Origin of the sequence: Effusibacillus consociatus (assembly GCF_042652925.1) — a bacterium.
In the GTDB taxonomy this organism is placed as follows: domain Bacteria; phylum Bacillota; class Bacilli; order Tumebacillales; family Effusibacillaceae; genus Effusibacillus; species Effusibacillus consociatus.
Genome location: NZ_JBHSHC010000099.1, coordinates 49,538 through 68,254 on the forward strand (window position 1 = coordinate 49,538; position 18,717 = coordinate 68,254).

Annotated in this window: 18 protein-coding genes; 17 read left to right on the top strand and 1 reads right to left on the bottom strand. The window is 48.1% G+C overall.

Going from position 1 to position 18,717, the window contains the following annotated elements:
• Positions 1 to 10 precede the first annotated feature (10 nt).
• The 13 genes from hisH (at position 11) to ACFO8Q_RS13325 (ending at position 12,609) form a co-directional block, all read left to right on the top strand.
• Complete coding sequence (gene hisH, locus ACFO8Q_RS13265) at positions 11 to 631, top strand: imidazole glycerol phosphate synthase subunit HisH (RefSeq protein ID WP_380026292.1); 621 nt, start codon at positions 11 to 13, stop codon at positions 629 to 631.
• Entirely contained in the window at positions 628 to 1,395 is a 768-nt protein-coding gene (hisA, locus tag ACFO8Q_RS13270; RefSeq protein WP_380026293.1) for a 1-(5-phosphoribosyl)-5-[(5-phosphoribosylamino)methylideneamino]imidazole-4-carboxamide isomerase, read from the top strand. The genes hisH and hisA overlap by 4 nt, the downstream gene beginning before the upstream one ends.
• Positions 1,395 to 2,156, top strand: coding sequence for an imidazole glycerol phosphate synthase subunit HisF (gene hisF, locus ACFO8Q_RS13275; protein WP_380026294.1), 762 nt, complete (start codon positions 1,395 to 1,397; stop codon positions 2,154 to 2,156). The genes hisA and hisF overlap by 1 nt, the downstream gene beginning before the upstream one ends.
• Entirely contained in the window at positions 2,153 to 2,842 is a 690-nt protein-coding gene (gene hisIE / locus ACFO8Q_RS13280) for a bifunctional phosphoribosyl-AMP cyclohydrolase/phosphoribosyl-ATP diphosphatase HisIE (protein ID WP_380026295.1), read from the top strand. Before hisF ends, hisIE begins: the two co-directional genes overlap by 4 nt.
• Positions 2,843 to 3,028: 186 nt before the next feature.
• Positions 3,029 to 3,157: a hypothetical protein gene (locus ACFO8Q_RS13285; RefSeq protein WP_380026296.1), complete on the top strand. Its 129-nt coding sequence runs from the start codon at positions 3,029 to 3,031 to the stop codon at positions 3,155 to 3,157.
• A 23-nt stretch (positions 3,158 to 3,180) separates the two neighbouring features.
• Complete coding sequence (locus ACFO8Q_RS13290; protein ID WP_380026297.1) at positions 3,181 to 3,696, top strand: hypothetical protein; 516 nt, start codon at positions 3,181 to 3,183, stop codon at positions 3,694 to 3,696.
• Between the two features lie 172 nt (positions 3,697 to 3,868).
• Positions 3,869 to 4,918 carry a substrate-binding domain-containing protein gene (locus ACFO8Q_RS13295; RefSeq protein WP_380026298.1) on the top strand — a complete coding sequence of 350 codons (1,050 nt, stop codon included), beginning with the start codon at positions 3,869 to 3,871 and terminating at the stop codon, positions 4,916 to 4,918.
• A gap of 101 nt (positions 4,919 to 5,019) precedes the next feature.
• Positions 5,020 to 6,525: a sugar ABC transporter ATP-binding protein gene (locus ACFO8Q_RS13300; RefSeq protein ID WP_380026347.1), complete on the top strand. Its 1,506-nt coding sequence runs from the start codon at positions 5,020 to 5,022 to the stop codon at positions 6,523 to 6,525.
• 3 nt (positions 6,526 to 6,528) lie between these two features.
• On the top strand, positions 6,529 to 7,668 hold the full coding sequence (locus tag ACFO8Q_RS13305; RefSeq protein ID WP_380026299.1) for a sugar ABC transporter permease: 1,140 nt from the start codon (positions 6,529 to 6,531) through the stop codon (positions 7,666 to 7,668).
• 110 nt (positions 7,669 to 7,778) lie between these two features.
• Entirely contained in the window at positions 7,779 to 10,634 is a 2,856-nt protein-coding gene (locus tag ACFO8Q_RS13310) for a sigma-54-dependent transcriptional regulator (RefSeq protein WP_380026300.1), read from the top strand.
• A complete protein-coding gene (locus ACFO8Q_RS13315; protein WP_380026301.1) occupies positions 10,624 to 10,938 on the top strand; it encodes a PTS sugar transporter subunit IIB in 315 nt (104 codons plus the stop codon). The genes ACFO8Q_RS13310 and ACFO8Q_RS13315 overlap by 11 nt, the downstream gene beginning before the upstream one ends.
• Positions 10,935 to 12,290: a PTS sugar transporter subunit IIC gene (locus ACFO8Q_RS13320; protein ID WP_380026302.1), complete on the top strand. Its 1,356-nt coding sequence runs from the start codon at positions 10,935 to 10,937 to the stop codon at positions 12,288 to 12,290. The genes ACFO8Q_RS13315 and ACFO8Q_RS13320 overlap by 4 nt, the downstream gene beginning before the upstream one ends.
• Positions 12,283 to 12,609 carry a PTS sugar transporter subunit IIA gene (locus ACFO8Q_RS13325; RefSeq protein WP_380026303.1) on the top strand — a complete coding sequence of 109 codons (327 nt, stop codon included), beginning with the start codon at positions 12,283 to 12,285 and terminating at the stop codon, positions 12,607 to 12,609. Before ACFO8Q_RS13320 ends, ACFO8Q_RS13325 begins: the two co-directional genes overlap by 8 nt.
• On the opposite strand, the gene ACFO8Q_RS13330 is transcribed toward ACFO8Q_RS13325, so the two are convergent.
• On the bottom strand, positions 12,604 to 13,068 hold the full coding sequence (locus ACFO8Q_RS13330) for a hypothetical protein (protein WP_380026304.1): 465 nt from the start codon (positions 13,066 to 13,068) through the stop codon (positions 12,604 to 12,606). The two genes, ACFO8Q_RS13325 and ACFO8Q_RS13330, sit on opposite strands and share 6 nt — an antisense overlap.
• A gap of 188 nt (positions 13,069 to 13,256) precedes the next feature.
• On the opposite strand from ACFO8Q_RS13330, the gene ACFO8Q_RS13335 reads away from it, so the two are divergent.
• The 4 genes from ACFO8Q_RS13335 (at position 13,257) to ACFO8Q_RS13350 (ending at position 18,683) form a co-directional block, all read left to right on the top strand.
• Positions 13,257 to 14,909 carry a tetratricopeptide repeat protein gene (locus ACFO8Q_RS13335; protein WP_380026305.1) on the top strand — a complete coding sequence of 551 codons (1,653 nt, stop codon included), beginning with the start codon at positions 13,257 to 13,259 and terminating at the stop codon, positions 14,907 to 14,909.
• A 206-nt stretch (positions 14,910 to 15,115) separates the two neighbouring features.
• A complete protein-coding gene (trxB, locus tag ACFO8Q_RS13340; RefSeq protein WP_380026306.1) occupies positions 15,116 to 16,066 on the top strand; it encodes a thioredoxin-disulfide reductase in 951 nt (316 codons plus the stop codon).
• Between the two features lie 29 nt (positions 16,067 to 16,095).
• The gene (gene selB, locus ACFO8Q_RS13345) at positions 16,096 to 18,012 is read left to right on the top strand and encodes a selenocysteine-specific translation elongation factor (RefSeq protein ID WP_380026307.1); all 1,917 of its coding nucleotides are present in this window, start codon (positions 16,096 to 16,098) and stop codon (positions 18,010 to 18,012) included.
• A gap of 197 nt (positions 18,013 to 18,209) precedes the next feature.
• Positions 18,210 to 18,683 (top strand): NUDIX hydrolase, encoded by a 474-nt coding sequence (locus ACFO8Q_RS13350; protein WP_380026308.1) that lies wholly within the window; start codon positions 18,210 to 18,212, stop codon positions 18,681 to 18,683.
• Positions 18,684 to 18,717 lie beyond the last annotated feature (34 nt).

The following is an 18,717-nucleotide window of genomic DNA, read 5'->3' on the forward strand; positions in this document are numbered from 1 at the left end:
AGGTAACATAATGATCGCGATTGTTGACTACGGTATGGGGAACTTGCGATCGGTACAGAAAGCATTTGAAAAGGTCGGCCATAAAGCGGTTGTCACCAGTCACCCGCGTGAGGTGGAAGCGGCGGACGGTGTCCTGCTTCCGGGTGTAGGTGCGTTTGGGGACGCGATGTTTCATTTGCATGAACTGGGATTGGTCGAGGCTGTAAAAAACTTTGCGGAACAAGACAAACCGTTGTTAGGAATCTGTCTTGGCATGCAGTTATTGTTTACCACGTCGGAAGAACATGGACATCATACCGGGCTGAACTTGATTTCCGGTCACGTTAAGCGTTTTAAAGGGGATTTCAAGATCCCGCAGGTTGGTTGGAATTCGCTGAACCTCAAACGAGAGCATCCGCTGCTTGAGGGTGTCAAGCAAGATGATTATGTCTACTACGTCCACAGTTATTTAGTCGATCCGACAGACCGGAACGTGATTCTTGCCAGCAGCGATTATCACGGTGAGGTACCGGGCGTGGTCGGGTACAAAAATATTTTTGGCATTCAGTTTCATCCGGAAAAAAGCTCGGCCGTCGGACTCCGAATGCTGGACAACTTCGGTAGGATGTGCAAGGAAGGAGTCTTACTATGAGCAAAAGCGAATTTATCTTATATCCCGCGATCGACATTCTGGACGGGAAAGCGGTTCGTCTGCTTCGCGGGGATTATGACGAGAAAACCGTCTACAATGACAATCCGGTCGAAGTGGCTCGCCAGTGGGTGGAGCAGGGGGCGGATTTTATCCATGTGGTCGATTTGGATGGAGCGAAAGAAGGATCTCCCAAAAACCGCCCGGTGATCGAAGAGATTGTAAAAAGTGTTCCGGTGCCCGTACAGGTCGGGGGCGGAATTCGGACTGGCGAGACATTGGAAGCTCTTTTCTCTTTGGGAGTGGCTCGCTGTATTCTCGGGACTGCTGCTGTTCGGGAACCTGATTTTGTGAAACAGGCTCTTGTGGAATATGGGGAAAAGATCGCAATTGGAATCGACGCAAAAAATGGTTGGGTAGCTGTTAACGGCTGGTTGGAAACGTCCGACATCTCTGCCGTGGAATTGGGCAAGCAGTTGAAGCAGTGGGGTGCGTCCCGGGTGATTTTTACCGATATTGCTCGAGATGGTACATTAACGGGGCCGAATCTCGCAGCTACCATTGATTTGGCTGAGCAAACCGGACTAAAAGTGATCGTTTCAGGCGGCGTCAAAGAGACGAATGATTTGCTGGAGCTTACGAAATACCGCCAAACTGGGGTTGCCGGAGCGATCATCGGCAAAGCGCTCTATACGGGAAGCATCGATTTGCAAAGTGCCATTACGCAGGTGAAACAGATCCTGGATGTCGACGGAGGGAAAGCGTAATGTTAACAAAGCGCATTATCCCCTGTTTTGACGTAAAAAACGGCCGTGTCGTAAAAAATGTGTCGTTTTTAACCAATGAGCGGGACGCGGGAGATCCGGTCGAATTGGCTTCTTATTACGAGGAAGCGGGAGCGGACGAACTCGTCCTGCTGGACATTACCGCCTCGGTCGAAGGTCGATCGACCATGATGGATATTGTTCGCCGAACTGCGGAGCAGGTGTTTATACCCTTTACAGTTGGGGGAGGCATCTCAAGCGTCGAGGATATCCGGGAGATCTTAAAAGCGGGTGCGGATAAAGTTTCGATGAACACATCCGCCGTCAAGAACCCGCAGCTGATCACGGATGGGGCCAAACGGTTCGGTCAGCAGTGTATCGTGGTGGCGATTGACGGACGGTACGACCAGGCAAAAGGCGATTGGGAAGTGTTGATCAACGGGGGGCGTACCCCGACCGGCATGAGTGTGATCGAATGGGCGAAAAAAGCAGATTCGCTCGGTGCAGGCGAAATTCTTCTGACATCCTTTGATCAGGACGGACAAAAAGACGGCTATGATCTGCCCCTCACCCGGCTGGTATCGGAGGCAGTTTCCATTCCGGTGATCGCATCGGGTGGTGCAGGGAACAAAGAGCATTTTTATGATGTGTTTACTGAAGGCAAAGCGGACGCGGCTTTGGCAGCTTCGATTTTTCACTTTAAAGAAACGTCAGTGGGTGAAGTGAAAAGCTATTTGAAGAAAAAGGGGGTGCCGATCCGATGAGTCTGCAGCTGCAAAGTAAAGAATGGATCGACAATTTGCGGTTTGATGAACGGGGTTTGATCCCGGCCATCATTCAGGATTTCGAGAGCAAATCAGTGTTGATGCTTGCCTATATGAATCGGGAATCCCTTCTTAAAACGATCGAAACCGGTCAAACCTGGTTTTGGAGCCGTTCCCGCAATCAACTATGGAACAAGGGAGCCACATCCGGTCATGTGCAGCAAGTACACCGTCTTGCCTATGATTGCGATCAGGATACACTGCTTCTGGAAGTCACGCAAACCGGGGCGGCTTGTCATACGGGCGAATACACCTGCTTTTTTGAAGAGGTGGTCGTCGGAACTTCGAATGGAGAGACTGGCGGCAACCGTACTTCCGGATTCAGGATTCTGCAGGAATTGATTGACACAATTGCACTTCGCTATAAGGAACGTCCGGAAGGGGCTTATACCACGTATCTGTTTGAAAAAGGACTTGATAAGATCCTCAAGAAGATCGGCGAAGAATCGACCGAAGTGGTGATTGCGGCCAAAAACGATGATTCCACAGAGCTGATTGCGGAGACAGGCGATTTAATTTACCACTTGCTGGTGCTGCTCAAACAAAAAGGGATACCGTTTGATGATATCCAGTCAGAATTAGAGAAGCGGCATGGTGTGAAGGACATCCCGAATAAGACGAAATAGAGCAACATAAGAGCGTGTAAAATATTACATGCTCTTTTTGGTCGATAGGAACTAAGGCATTCACAAGTCTAAGGACTTGGCGAATGCCAAGTTTTCTTTATTTGCGGTTAAACCCTATTAACAAAAAGAGGTATTTGTTATAAATTGTAGAATAATTACTATAGAAAACTGGCCGGAGGTTCTTGGATGGAAGCGATGCAACGACTTCTGAGTGTTACGATCTTTAAGCTTACCGGACGTTACTGGTGGTCGCCCTGGTTTATTGCTCTCTATTATGATTGTTATTTTGCATCGCTCTCTCCACTGAATCCATAACTTTTGCGGAATCTCTGTTTGTTTTGTACGGTCCTGCAATCGCTTATATTGTAACCGTTTACGGCGAAAGAACAGGATATTTCTGGAGTCTAATCGCTTTTGGTCTGTTTACCTACCCGATCTGGGATCACAGGCTGGAAGAACTGCGGTTTGAAGGAATTGAGGACTTTATTTTAGAAGGAATCGTCATGCCTGTTGGGGTATTTCTGCTTTGTATTTACATAGGCCGGATCATTGTAAACTCCCGGAAGGTTACGGAAGAGACACAAAGGTTGTATCAACAGATTGTTGAGCTGCATCATCAGTCGGAACAAACGCTTGCAGGTTTCATTCTGGCAATGTCCCGTGCAATTGAATCAAAAGACCCTTATCGGGAAGGGATGTCTGCGGAACGGGCAGTCGAAGAACTCTACAAATCCTGTGACATCCGTTATGACAGGAAGCTGGTCGACCTGTTTGTCCTTGCAATGAAGGAGCGGAATTACTGTCTCATGACAAAGAGTGATTTTGATGAGCATTTCCGTAAAAATACGGAATAAGCTTTTGCAAACACATTCGACACACATGTATCAGATGTGTGTCTTTTTTGTGTGCAAGAAATTTCCAAGTCTACGTTTTGTAAGGGGTTTCATCGTTTACACAGATTGTTGGCATGAGAGTTGCTTATTAAATCGTGGTGAAAATAAAATTCAGCCTAAAGGGGGCAATACAATGAAACGAATTGCATTTCTCTTTATGTCAATGATTCTGATGGCAGGACTTATTCTAGCCGGCTGCGGGGCGAACCAGACCTCCTCCGGAAATGGAACGGATAAGCCGGCATCCTCAGAATCCAAGAAGATTGTAATTGGTGTGTCGGTGGCAACCTCTCAAGAAGCGGTCTATAAGTTTATGGAAAAAGCAATGCGTGACAACGAAAAGAAAGACGGTGTTGAAATCAAGTGGGTATCGGCTAACAACGATGCCAATAAACAAGTGGCTGACGTGGAGAACCTGATTGCTCAAAAAGTAGATGCGATCATTCTGCACGCGGTAAATACCGGAACGGCCAAGAACATAGTAAAGAAAGCGGAAGACGCAAAGATTCCGGTAATCGCAATGGACCGTCTGCCGGAAGACGCAAAAGTGGTTGCGTACGTAACTGCAGACAGCTTCAAAGTAGGGCAAACACAGGCTGAGTTTATCCTTAAACAAATCAACAACAAAGGCAATGTAGTGATTCTGGAAGGGGAAGCAGGGAACTCGGTAGCAAAAGCAATCACTGCCGGGAACAAAGATGCTCTCTCCAAAGTTTCGGACGTGAAGATTGTTGCAAGTCAACCCCATCAGGCTTGGGCACGCGATAAAGCGTTGGCAACCATTGAAAACTTGATTGCAAAAGGCGAAAAAATTGATGCAGTGCTGGCAAATAACTCCGGCATGGCAATGGGGGCCGTACAAGCTCTGAAAGCCAAAGGCTTGATTGGCAATGTAGCGGTTATCGGATCAGACGCTGATAAAGATGCTTCCCAGTCGATCCTGAAAGGTGAACTTCGGGCGGATATCGACAAAAAGCCTTATGATTTGGGACTTGGAGCATACAAGATTGCGCTGGCAGTTGCGAAAAAGCAGGACTGGAAAGCTGCTGTAAGCGGTCTCGGTACTGTTTCCACTCAGGACAACGGTACAGCCGGCAAAGTAGACGCGCTGCTGACACCTATCAAACTCATTACGAAAGACAACGTAAAAGACATGGAAGAACGTTGGGGCAAACTGGACTAGTGATCCGAAAAAAGACCTGGATAACCGTGAGAGAAATCTCGCGGTTTCTCCCTATCTGAGTCCTAGTGGAGGTGAGGGATTTGTCAGTCGTTAAACTCGAAATGAGGGGAATCATCAAAGATTTTCCGGGGGTTCGGGCATTAAATAATGTAACGTTTACCGCTAACAAGGGTGAGGTTCTTGCCTTGCTCGGCGAAAATGGTGCGGGTAAATCCACTTTGATGAAAATCTTATCAGGCGTTTATCCCCACGGAACCTATGAAGGGGATATTTTGGTGGACGGAAAGACTTGCCGATTTGCCAATACCCGTGACGCGGAAGCGGCCGGTATCGCGATTATTCACCAGGAATTGAATCTGATCCCGGGTTTGTCGATTGCCGAAAATATTTTTTTGGGACGTGAACCCAAAAAAGTTTCGCCGTTGGGCATAATTGACTGGAATCAAATGCACAAAGATACTCAACGATTGTTGGAGCGGCTCCGTTTGCCGTTTCGTCCGACGGACTTGGTTTCGACGCTGTCAGTGGGACAACAGCAAATGATCGAAATAGCGAAAGCATTGTCCATCAACGCGGATATCTTGGTTCTGGATGAACCCACATCGGCACTGACCGAATCGGAGGTTGAAAAGCTCTTTGAAATCATCAATGAATTGAGAACCTCCGGCGTTACGATGATCTATATTTCCCATAAAATGGATGAAATCTTCACCATTTCGGATCGAATCACTGTTCTGCGGGATGGAAGTTCTGTCGGTTCTGCCATGATTGAAGACGTTACACGCGATCAATTGGTCACTCTTATGGTCGGGCGCGACATTAGCCAGTTGTTCCCGAAAGTCGAACAGACGCCTGGTGACGTAGTGCTGAAGGTAGAAGGATATTCGGCAAAAAGTCCAAAAGGTGACGGGTATTTGCTCAACGATATCGAATTTCAAGTGCGGGCCGGTGAAGTGGTGGGATTCGCGGGTTTAATGGGATCGGGCAGAACGGAATTGGTAAACTCTCTGTTTGGAGCCCTCGAAGCAAAGGCTGATGGGAAAGTTGAAATAGAGGGCCAACCGGTTTCTATTCGCACACCACAAGATGCCATTCGACACGGAATTGCAATGGTAACCGAGGATCGAAAAGAATCCGGACTTGTCTTGAATATGACTGTAAAAGAAAATACTTCGCTGGCGAGCTTAAAAAGGCTGTCTTCCCGATTAGGAGTTATCAATGAACAGGCGGAAGAAGGGCTCGCTCGACAATATATGAAAGAGCTGCGGACGAAGACCCCGGGATCGAGTGCGGTCGTAAACAATTTATCAGGCGGCAATCAGCAGAAAGTTGTCATTAGCAAGTGGCTGGCAACAAAACCAAAGGTTCTGATTCTGGATGAACCTACACGGGGAATTGATGTTGGCGCGAAGGTCGAGATTTATCAACTGATTAACAAATTGACCGCTGAAGGAGTCGCCGTGATTATGATCTCCTCCGAACTCCCCGAAGTTTTGGGGATGAGCGATCGCATCCTCGTGATGAGAGAAGGCACAATCGCCGGAGAATTGTCTCGGTCTGAGGCGACACAGGAATCTATTATGCAATACGCCACAGGGGGTGTGTAATCAATGAACACAGGAATGAATTCAGTGGCTCTAAACGGTGCCAACCGGAAAATCAGCTCCGGTGAGCTTTTAAACAAATACAGCACGTTGATCGCTTTAGGAATCTTGTTCATTATCGCAAATTTTGTCTCCTCACACTTCGCCCAACCGCAAAACCTGACCAATATTACCATGCAAATTGCAGTGAACGGTATTTTGGCTGTTGGTATGACAATGGTGATCCTGACGGGCGGGATCGATCTTGGGGTTGGTTCTGTTGTGGGTTTAACCGGTATTGTTCTTGCGATGACTCAAGGGTATGGTTTGGTTCCGGCTATTTTGGCCACGTTAATTGCCGGTATGATTATTGGTTTGTGGAACGCGTTTTTTATCACCAAGTTCAATATTCCACCGTTCATTGTGACCTTAGGCATGATGACGATTGCACGCGGATTTGCTCTTTATCTCTCGGAAGGTTCGGCTATGCCGCTTGAAACCAACAGATTTTTTGAAGCTCTTGGCTCGGGATATGTGTCCATCGGGGGCTCAAGCATAGTTTTCTTGCTGCTTGCGGGAGCCCTGATTTGGATTGGATTTCGTAACCTTAAGAGAGAAGGGGCAAGCCTGCCCGCAATTCTGTCCCTTGTTTTGTCGTTAGGCGGATTAGGTCTGTTCGCTTGGGTATATCTCAGTTATCAAGGAATTCCTTATTTGGTTCTCGTATTCGGCGGGATTGTCTTATGGGGAATCTGGATCCTGAACAAAACGACTTTTGGCCGCTACCTGTACGCAATTGGCGGGAACGCAAAAGCTGCTTACCTGTCCGGAGTGAATGTCAAGGCAAACTTGGTCAAGGTCTATGTAACTTCCAGTGTGCTGGCTGCAATTGCAGGGATTATCATGACCACCCGTGTCGGATCGGCTGACCCGAATGGCGGGAACATGTTTGAACTGGATGCGGTGGCGGCAGCAGTCATCGGGGGAACCTCGCTGGCAGGCGGGTATGGAACAATCGGAGGGGCATTGATAGGCGCCTTTATCATTGGAATTCTGAACAATATTTTGATTCTTGCCAATGTAAATCCGTACTTCCAGTTTATTTTCAAAGGTTTGATTATTACTGCTGCAGTTCTGTTGGATATGAAGAACAAGAAAAAACAATAGGATGTCAAAACTTGAGAACACACTTTAGGTAAGATGTGTGTTTAAAGTGTGTTCCTCTATGTCGATCTGTATGGTATTATAGGACTACCAGTAGACGGAGGGGTGCACATATGAAGCGAATTCAACGAGTTGAACAGTTATTGCTTCAATGGACAACCGAATGTTTTGATACAGAGAGCATGCATCCCCACCGACCGCAAGGATGTACGGCCGAACTGATTGGAGAATCCCTTGGGATCGACCGCAGCAACGCCAGTCGGGATTTGAACTCTCTTGTCGCAGAACAAAAGGTGATCAAGATTGGCGGCAAGCCAGTCTTGTTTCTTTCTTATGAAGGGTTAAAGCAAAAGTTTGGGCACAAGCTTGCCCGAAAACATCTGTACGACTCGTGGTCAGATTTTTATGATGGTGTTTCAGAAGGCAATGGGGAGCAGCCGGATGTTTACGATGCACCGCGTTATGTTCACGCAGCTTCTGCTTTTGACTCGCTTCAAGGGAAAAGCCGGTCATTAAAAAAGCCGATCGAACTGGCAAAGGCGGCTATTTTATACCCGCCAAACGGACTTCATACACTGTTAGTGGGCCCGACCGGAGTTGGTAAGACCTTATTTGCGGACAGTATGTATCAATTTGCTGTGGAAACGGGGCAGTTGCCGCCGAATGCGCCATTTATTTCTTTCAATTGCGCCGATTACTCCAATAATCCGCAATTGCTGCTTGCCCAATTGTTTGGCGTCGAAAAAGGGGCCTACACAGGGGCAGAACGGGATCGTGTCGGAATGGTGGAAAAGGCAAACGGCGGAATTCTCTTTTTGGATGAGGTTCATCGTCTTCCTCCGGAAGGCCAGGAAATGTTATTTCAGCTTTTGGATAAAGGAATTTTCCGAAGACTTGGCGAGACGGATTCACAACGAACCGCGACCATCCGGTTGATTGCGGCTACTACCGAGAATCCGAAATCCAGCCTTCTCATGACATTTGTTCGCCGATTGCCAATGTTGATTCCGATTCCTTCCATAGCCGAAAGGACTCTGCAGGAACGGTTTTGCTTGATAGAGTATTTCTTTTCGGAGGAAAGTGCACGTGTTCAACGTCCTTTCCGGATTGCTCCGGAAGTTTTGAAAGCGCTTTTGTTGTTTGATTGTCCAGCCAACGTAGGGCAGCTAAAGAGTGAAATTCAATTGCTCTCAGCACGTGCGTTTCTGTCGCAAATTCACGATACTCATACGAATCGTCTTAAGGTAACGCTCGATCATGCCTCCGATCATGTACGTCAGGGACTGATGAGAATCCCCGAAAGGCGAAAGGAACTGGACCAGGTGCTGGAAAATCTTTCGACTGGACTGGATCTGAACAGAGAAGAGACAGAAGCGGCCCGCACGGAAGATCAGAGCTTGTACGAAATCCTGGAGCAGCAGGCCCAAGAGTTAAGGAAACGCGGGTTAAGCGAAGAAGAGATTACGAATGTGCTGTCAGTCGATATTGATGTTTACTTCCGCAAGTTTTTGCAGCGAGTCTCTGATCAATTTGAATCACGCAGGCAGGATATAATTCGGATCGTCGGGGAACAGTTCCTGGATACAATTGAAGAAATGTTTGATTTTGCTTCCCGGTACCTCCAACGGGTGTTTCCGTCACAAACAGTGTTTGGATGTGCTCTGCACATGCATGCCGCTGTGGATCGCATCCGGGCAGGAACTGCAATTCCGAATCCGGGACTGGCTGCCATTCAAAGACAGGCATCTTTGGAATACGAAACCGCACAGGAAATGGCGTCAATGTTTGCACAACGAACCAATGTGACACTTCCGGAAAATGAAATCGGGTTCCTCGCGACGATTTTGCTGTCTGTTCTAAATACCACTCCCTCTCCAAAAGTGGGAATCCTTGTGATCGCCCATGGGAGTTCGACCGCATCCTCCATGTTGGAGGTGGCTCATCAATTGCTTGGGACGGCCCATGGTCGGGCCCTGGACATGCCGTTGGACACGGACCCGGACCTGGTCTTGGAACAAGCAGTGTCAACAGCAGGCGAGTTGGATGAAGGGAAAGGGATTTTACTGTTGGTTGACATGGGTTCCCTCGTTTCGTTTGGGCAGCTGATACAGGAACGAACCGGCATCCAAGTTCGAACGATTCCCAATGTCACGACACTCGTTGTGATGGAAGCGGTTCGCAAAGCAGCGCTAAGTTCTTCTACACTTGAAATGGTTTATGAATCGGTTTTGAAGGGAAGCGCCTTCACGCAATCGAGGCGGCCGTATCCCCCCGTTCGAACAGGTGTACTTCCGGTTGTGTGCGTAACAGGACAAGGGTCTGCCATTCAACTCAAATCCATCTTGGAAGAAAGGTTGCAGTTGCCGGATGATTACGAACTCAATATAGTTCCGGTATCCATTTCCTCATTCGAGGAAACGCCGGAATGTCTGGAAAAATTGCTTGGCGGTGTAAAGCCGTTGGCAATAGCCGGGACATTAAATCCGCATATGGAAGGGATACCTTTTGTAAGCGCTCAAGAAATCCTGTCGGGAGAAGGAATTCACAGGATAGCACACTTGATACAAGCTTCCCTGGTTCCCGTTCATCGATCGGAGGAATCAAACTCCGTCTGGGATTCTTTATCCGGCACTCTCCGGAATTCGGTAAAAAGGGTGAACCCGTATTATGCGGTTCCGGCAATTATCAAAGCGTTTGATCGTCTTGAGGAAAAATTGGATATTCGGGTCGATACCGATATCCGTATCGGATTGACAATGCATCTGGTCCTGGCAATGGAAAAACGGCTGGTTACCGGGAGTTGGCCGACCGAAGCGGCTGGTGAAAACGCTTCCGCCTGTTTTTCGGGGGAATGTGGGGTAGTAGCAGACATTTTCAATGCTGTAATGGCTGATTTTGGACTTGCGATTCCGGAAAGTGAATCCAGCCATATCCTCAGGTTGCTGGGAGGTGTTCGGGTTGGCTCGTAAACAAATTGCATTAGTGTGCAGTTTTGGGCTTTCCACAAGTTTATTGGTGCAGGCGATGGAACGTTCGGCGATTGATAAAGCAGCGGATGTTGAGATAAGCGCAATCGGGACGAGCGAATTGGCGGAAAAAGCCGAATCTGTGGATGTATTTCTATTAGCGCCTCAGGTAAGATACATGCTTCCGACAGTCGCCAAATACGGGAAACCGGTCGGTGTGGTGGACGGTCTGGTCTATGCCACGGCTGACGGATCCAAAGTGCTGGAACAGGCGTTACGTCTTGGCGCGGAAGAGGAGATCAAATGAACAGGTTGCTGGAATGGTTGGAACGAATCCTGCTGCCTGCCACAATGCGCATCGTCGAAAATCGCTATATGCAAGCAATTCGTAACGCGTTTATCGGAAGTGCTTTGCCGATGATTATTGTAGGTTCCGTATTTTTGTTATTTGCGATCCCGCCCATTCCGGCTGACATAACGGAAGGCATAATCGGAGAAATTAACCGCTGGCTGACTGAATATCGTCAGATTCTGTTCATTCCTTATCAGTTTACCTTTGGCTTGATCGCCCTGTGGGTCTGCTACGGAATTGCCTATCATCTTTCACAATTTTACAAGCTTGATGCAAGCAGATTGGGCTTGACGGCTGTGTCCGCTCTGCTCGTGTTCTCCGTTCCGATCGGAATCCCTTCAGCCAGCGGAATGCTCGGATTGGAAGCAATCCGCGTGGATCAGTTAATGGAAAATCTCGGAGCATCGGGATTGTTTGTGGCGATTCTAACCGGAATCTGGGTAGTGGAACTGAATCGCTTCCTGTTTCGTTACGGGATTGTGATCAAACTTCCTCCATCCGTTCCGGGGAACGTGGCACGGTCTTTTGAAATGATGATCCCGACGTTCCTCGTGGTGGCAACCGCTTTCCTTATCGAGTGGTGGGTGACGAGGACATTTTCACCGCATCCGTTAAACCCGGACAATGCTTTGACTCTTCCAAAGCTGATAATGTTGAAGCTCAGTTTTCTGGTTCAGGCGTCCGACACTCTGCCATCTGCAATTTTGCAGATTGTACTGATGATGCTTTTATGGGCGGTGGGGATTCACGGAATGAATGTGGTATCCTCTGTCGCTTATCCATTGTGGCAGACCAACCTGCAGTCAAACATCGCAAGTTACAGTGCGGGGCAACCGGCTACACATATTGTTTCAGAACCTTTTTTCCATATGTACTCCCATTTGGGCGGTTCCGGTGCAACCTTGCCGTTAGTGATCATGCTATTGTGGTCGAGGTCGCAACAATTGAAGAGTGTCGGTCGTGTTTCCCTTATGCCGGGAATCTTCAACATCAACGAGCCGGTTACGTTTGGGGTCCCGATTGCGTTAAATCCTATTATGGTGATTCCGTTTCTGATAGCGCCAACCGTGATTGTAACGATTAATTATTTGGTGATGAAAATGGGCCTGGTGCCGGTGCCTGCCATTCAGCCGCCGTTGACGATGCCCGTATTCCTCGGCGGATTTCTTGCCAACGGAAGTTGGCGTGGGGCCGCCTTACAGGGGTTCGATTTGGTTGTCTCGGCTCTCATTTATTATCCGTTTTTCAAAATGTGGGAAAAACGGCTGCTGAATGATGCGGAAGGAGTGGCTAAGAACAATGTCTGAGATGGAGCAATTGCAATTTAAAATCATCCTTCATGCGGGACAGGCCAAAAACGAAGCAATGGAAGCGGTGGATCTGGCCATGAATGGCCGGATCGAAGAAGCGGAAGCAAAGCTGGTGACGGCACGAACTGAACTGGCCGCTGCACACAGTTTGCATAAAGAACTGCTTGGACAAGAGGCACGCGGGGAGCTGCAATTGCCTCCGTCTTTGCTGTTGGTCCATGCGGAGAATCATCTGATGAGCGGGGTTACGGAACTCCAATTAAGCAATACGATTGTAAAATTGTGCGGGAAGCTGGTGGCGAAGGGGAGCTTATAAAGGATCGGCCACGAGCCTATTGTCAGTCGATCGCAGAAAAGAAAGATGCCAGCGCAGAAAGAGAAAGATCAGCACATAGGCCGGCGCCGAATACCAAAGTGACCATCCTTTGTATGTTAACCAGTGAACACGTACCGACAGCCATTCAAATAGTACGGAAGAAGCTGCCCAGAACAGCAAATAGGCAAAAAAACGAGTCCGTTTTTCCGGCATGAAATTCAGAAATATCACACCAGCAGCAGGTGGCAGTGTAGAAAGGATAACTATATCGGACAATTGGATTCCAGGGGCTGGTCCAATATCAATCCAGTCCACTACATCCCCTAATATCAAGTCCGTTACGATTCCGAGACCGGATAAGGTGGTCCAAGTGACGTATATTTCTTTTCTGGTCAGCCGTTTCTTCATAAACAAGGCGACCAGAAGGGCAATTATTGTAGCGGCCGTCATAAATACCATGAAGGAACCCCTCTTTTCAAAAGTGTTGGATTTAACTAAAGTATTTCACAAAAAATGTTTGAAATATGCAAATTGATGGGAACCGGACAAGTTGATAAGATTTGCTTTTTTTTGTCAGCGAGGAGATCTATGCTATACTGAGACTTAAGGGAACATAATGTTCTCACCGACAGCGGGAGGTGACCTGATTGGACCAGCAACAGCAAATGAAGCGTCGACGCCCGGACAGCAATGTGATTCCGTTTCGTTTGGATGCCGCTTTTTTCTTTGAACGTGCTGTAAAACATTTGGACCGTCACAACCTGCAGAATGCCCTTAAGTATTTTCGCAAGGCGATGGAATACGAACCTGATAATCCTGTAAATCACTGCAATTTGGCGGGGGTTTTATCAGAGTTGGGGAAGTTCGAAGAGTCGAATGAGATTTTGGAGAATGTTCTTGAATCGATCGACCCGCAGATGTACGAGTGTTATTTTTACATGGCGAATAACTGGGCCAATATGGGCTTTTACGATAAAGCGGAAGAGTATGCCGCCCGTTACCTGGACTTGGAGCCGCAGGGCGAATTTGCGAAAGATGCGGAAGAAATGCTCGAAATTCTCATCGAAGAGTTTGGCGGGGGTGAAGTTCTTCGTCAGCGAGTGGAGGAAAAGGAGGCGGAGCGGAAAGAGCAGGATCTGGCCAGAAAACTGCTGGAACAAGGGAAGTTCATGGAGGCCACCACCTATCTTCAAAAAACGATAGATCAGCATCCGGATTTGATTGCGCCTCGCAATAACTTGTCTCTCGCATACTATTACCTCGGTCATCTTGAGACTGCAGTGGACATTGCACAGGAAGTGCTGGTTAAAGACCCAAACAATATTCATGCAAGATGCAACCTGGCTGTTTTTTATCAGCACCTGGGACGCAAAGAAGAGCTCGACAGTTTGTTGAACGGTCTGCGTAAGGTATATCCGCTGAATTTTGACCAAAGTTACAAGCTGGCCACCACAATGGGGATTTTGGGAGAACACCAGACGGCTTACCGGTTGTTTTTGCAGCTCTCGCGCTGGACGGAAAATCCGGATCCTTCGCTGCTGCATTGTGTGGCTGCCTCTGCTTGCAATACAGGTAATTTCCCGTTTGCCAGACGGATTTGGCAGGATATCCAGATTCTTGACCCGAAGGGTGAAGTGGCCCCCTTTTATTTGAAATTGCTGGATGAAGCTGAATCCGGTGGCACCTCGATCAGTCCGGTTTCTTACCACTATCAGATTCCGTTTCACGAACAGTTTAAGCAAATGCAGGAACAAATGAAAACAGGCAAAACAGGCAACTGGCGGAATGATCCATTGATCCGTTCTTCCCTGTTCTGGGCCCTTCAGCATGGAGAGATTGAAACCAAGATCCAAGTGATTCAAACGTTCGCCTTAATCGCGGATCAGGAAGTGGAACAAGCTCTTAGGGAATTTATTAACCGGCCTGACGAAATCGAGCAGCTGAAAATGCTGGCCGTGTACGTCCTACGCCACATTGGAGCTGAAGGAACATACACGGATATGGCCGGATTGAAGCAGGATTGGAAAGAGATTTTGGACACTGCCTGGACCGTGCTTGCAGTTCATGGCCATGAGCTGTACGATGTAACGCGGAGGATTTGGTCCGATTTTCTGGTGAAAAGCCTGGAACAGCCGCCGCGGATGACACAACCCAATACGTGGGCGGCCGGATTGGCTTATCTGGTTCTTCGACAGCAAGGAATTACGGTTACACAAAGTGAAGTTGCTGAGCAGTTTGGGGTATCGGTGGGTACCGTGTCCAAGATCTCGCGGCAAATTGCACAAAAGATTCGATCGTGATATGAATTACAGATTAATTGAATCGTTTCCTGTATACTGTAGAGCAGGGCCATTTGATCCTGCTCTTTTCCACATACTATCCAAGAAGAGCATATGTTTAGTCGATAGGAAATTGTGAATTTTATCCTATCGACATAAGGGCAACTAAGGCTCCACCTGCGCCAGAGTCTTGGTGAAGCCCAAGTTTTCTTTATGAGGTGATCTGAATGTACGACTTAATCATTATCGGAGCCGGCCCGGCTGGTCTTTCGGCAGCGGTTTACGCAGCACGTGCGAATTTGAAAGTTCTTCTGCTGGAGAAAGGACTGCCTGGCGGGCAGATGCAAAATACTACCGAAGTGGAAAACTATACAGGCTTCAAAATGATTATGGGGCCGGAATTATCTGAAGTTATGCATGAACATGCTCTGCATCTTGGCGTTGAATATAAAAACGGCGATGTGGAAAAAGTCGAACTGGAAGGCAGAATCAAGAAAATCTATACGGACAAAGAAGTGCTTGAAGGAAAAGCCGTTCTCATAGCAACAGGGGCGGAGCCGAAGATGCTCGGAGCAAAAGGGGAGGTTGAATTCCGCGGACGAGGGGTCAGCTACTGCGCTACCTGTGACGGGGCCTTCTTCAATGAAAAGAGGCCGGGAATGGACAAGGGACTTATTGTGGTCGGAGGCGGAGACTCCGCTGTGGAAGAGGGAGCCTTTCTTACACGATTCAACAAGGTTACATTGATTCATCGCCGGGATAAGCTGCGTGCACAACCGATTTTGCAAAAACGGGCGTTTGATAACCCGCGCATGAATTTCATCTGGGACAGCACCGTTGAAGAGATCATTGGGGAAGGTGCAGTGACCAAGGTTCGGGTGAAGAACCTGAAAACGGGTGAAATATCGGAGCTCCCGGCCAACGGTGTGTTTATCTATGTGGGCATGAAGCCGAACACCGATTTTCTCGCAGGATCGAAGATCTTGAACGAAGGTGGATATATCCCGACCGATGAGAATATGAAGACTTCAATTCCGGGAGTGTTTGCCGCAGGAGACGTAAGGGACAAAGGTCTTCGGCAAATTATTACGGCTGCATCAGACGGTGCGATTGCCGCGATGACTGCGTATCATTACATTGAGTCACTTGAAGATGCGGCGGAAGACGTGACGGTGTAAACAATGAGAAGAGTTTAGGGTGGTTGCTTGTGAAACAAGACCAATTTATTATTGTGGGAACGGCCGGGCATATTGATCACGGGAAAACAACATTGGTCAAGGCGTTAACCGGTCTTGACACGGATACACATAAGGAAGAAAAGGAGCGGGGCATCTCGATCGATATCGGGTTTGCTCCTTTAACCCTCCCCGATGGCAGGCGCATCGGGGTTATTGATGTTCCCGGGCACGAGCGTTTTATCAAAAACATGCTCGCAGGGGCTGCCGGGATCGATCTGATTCTGCTCGTAATTGATGCGAATGAAGGGATTATGCCCCAAACAAGGGAGCACCTGCATATTGTAGAGATGCTGCATGTTCAAAAAGGGATTGTAGTGCTTACAAAGATTGATACAGTGGATGAGGAGTGGCTGTCCCTCGTTACAGAAGAGGTCCGTGAGGGGTTGGGCAAAACCGTGTTGGCTGACGCTCCGATTGTCCCTGTATCCGCATACAGCGGACAAGGCATTGAAGAACTGCGAACCTTGATTTCGGATATGGCCAAAGAAGTGAAACCGCGGGAAATCAATGCGCCATTTCGGATGCCGGTGGACCGGGTGTTTTCAGTGCCCGGATTCGGGACCGTTGCGACAGGTACCATTTTAGCGGGAAATGTAAAGATTGGAGATGCAGTTGAAATTCAGCCAACCGGGGAAGCCGTCCGTGTCCGGTCGATACAGGTCCATGGCGAAACAACAGATAGAGCCCAGGCGGGGCAGCGAACCGCACTCAACCTGGTGGGTGTGGAAAGAAGTGAACTGTCGCGCGGATATGTTGTGGCAGCACCCAAAGTATTTAAAGCCTCCCGCTTGATTGATGCCCGTTTTCGACTATTGTCGGACAGTCCGAAAACATTGACCAATCGAATGCGTGTCCGTCTTTATGTTGGAACAAGTGAAGTTTTGGGACGTGTCATTTTGCTCGACCGGGATGAAATGGAGCCGGGAGAGGATGCTTTGATTCAAATCGACTTGGAGACACCTGTTGTGTGTGAGGCGAACGACCATTTTATCCTCCGGACCTATTCTCCGATGTACACGATCGGCGGAGGTGTGGTGATTGACCCGCACCCGAACCGCCTTTATCGCCGAAATCGTCAACATATCCTGGAGGATCTTGAAGCTCGGGAAAAAGGCGGACCACACGCCCGGGTCATTCAAATCTTGGAGGACGAAATCGGTTTGACTCTTTCGGAATTGGCGACCCGAATGAAAGCGACACAAGATCAAACAAAAATTTGGCTCGATGAATTGTCTCAAAAAGGGGAAGTGGTTCAACTCCCAACCTCCGGCGGATTCGTCACCCGTCAATCCCTGCACGATCTTTTGGATGAAATTGAGGAAAAAATTCGGGCTCACTATTCCCGTGAGCGCTATCATAGTTATGCAGCGAAGGCGCAGGTGCTTTCGCAATTATCCAAGAAACTCAAACCCAAAATCTATGATGCAATCCTGGAACTTGGCGCACGAATGAATCGAATTGAAGTGCAGCAGGATCGAATCAAGATTGCAGGATATGAAGTTTCGCTTTCTCTTAAGGAAAAACAAATGATGCAGGAGATTGTGAAAAAGTTTCGGGATCAGGCGTTTCAGCCGCCTACCTTGCAAGAGCTTACAGCCGCTTACAAAGGACAAGAAAAGATGCTGCAGGGGGTCATCGGTCTCTTGAAGGAACAGAATACCTTGGTGGAAGCAGAGGAAGGAATCCTGTTTTCGAGTGAGATTATAAACAAGACCCCTGCGATTCTCGCCGAACTGTCAGGAGAAGAAGGGTTTACAGTCGCGGAGTTCCGCGATCGTGTGGGTACCTCACGCAAATTTGCACTCGCTCTTCTTGAATATTTGGACCGCATCAAGTGGACCAAACGGATTGAAGACCGGCGTGTGGTAATTGTCACAAATTTTTAACCTGATCGTAATATAAACGCAATAATTTCTGGTTAGACTGAAGATGTAACACATTTGACCCCCTTTTTTTGATATACTTTTTCTTGGCGTGAGTGGAGAGACACGCCTCTTTTTTTTGCCTTTTTTTGCTTGAAAGCATTACATATTGTGTTGGGACACCCTGCATGATATTCTTATGACGGCAGGAGTTGATTTACATGCAAATAGTCGCAAACTGTATCTTGCGTAAGGGTGACCAGCTGCTGATGCTGCAAAAACCGCGGCGAGGTTGGTGGGTGGCCCCTGGAGGAAAAGTAGAAATCGGGGAATCACTGTTGGAAGCGGTTGTGAGGGAGTTTCAGGAAGAAACGGGGCTCGCACTGATCCGGCCTGAACTGCGTGGTGTCTTTACTGTACTGCTGCAGGAAGGTGAAGAACTTGTGGATCATTGGATGCTGTTCACTTTTTATACAGAATCTTTTACGGGTCAGCTTAATACAATTTGCGAAGAAGGCAACCTGGAATGGATCGGAATTGATACGCTTGAACATCGTCCGATGGCCGAAGGAGATCGGATTTTCCTGAAGCATATTGTGCATCATCCGACTGTTCTGACAGGCAAATTCACATATACACCAGACTATGAACTGCTTGGTTGGAAACCGGAAAGTATATTGCGCGCTCTAAGGTAAAGTGTTTTTAAACAGGACTGGCTGTCAAAAAGCT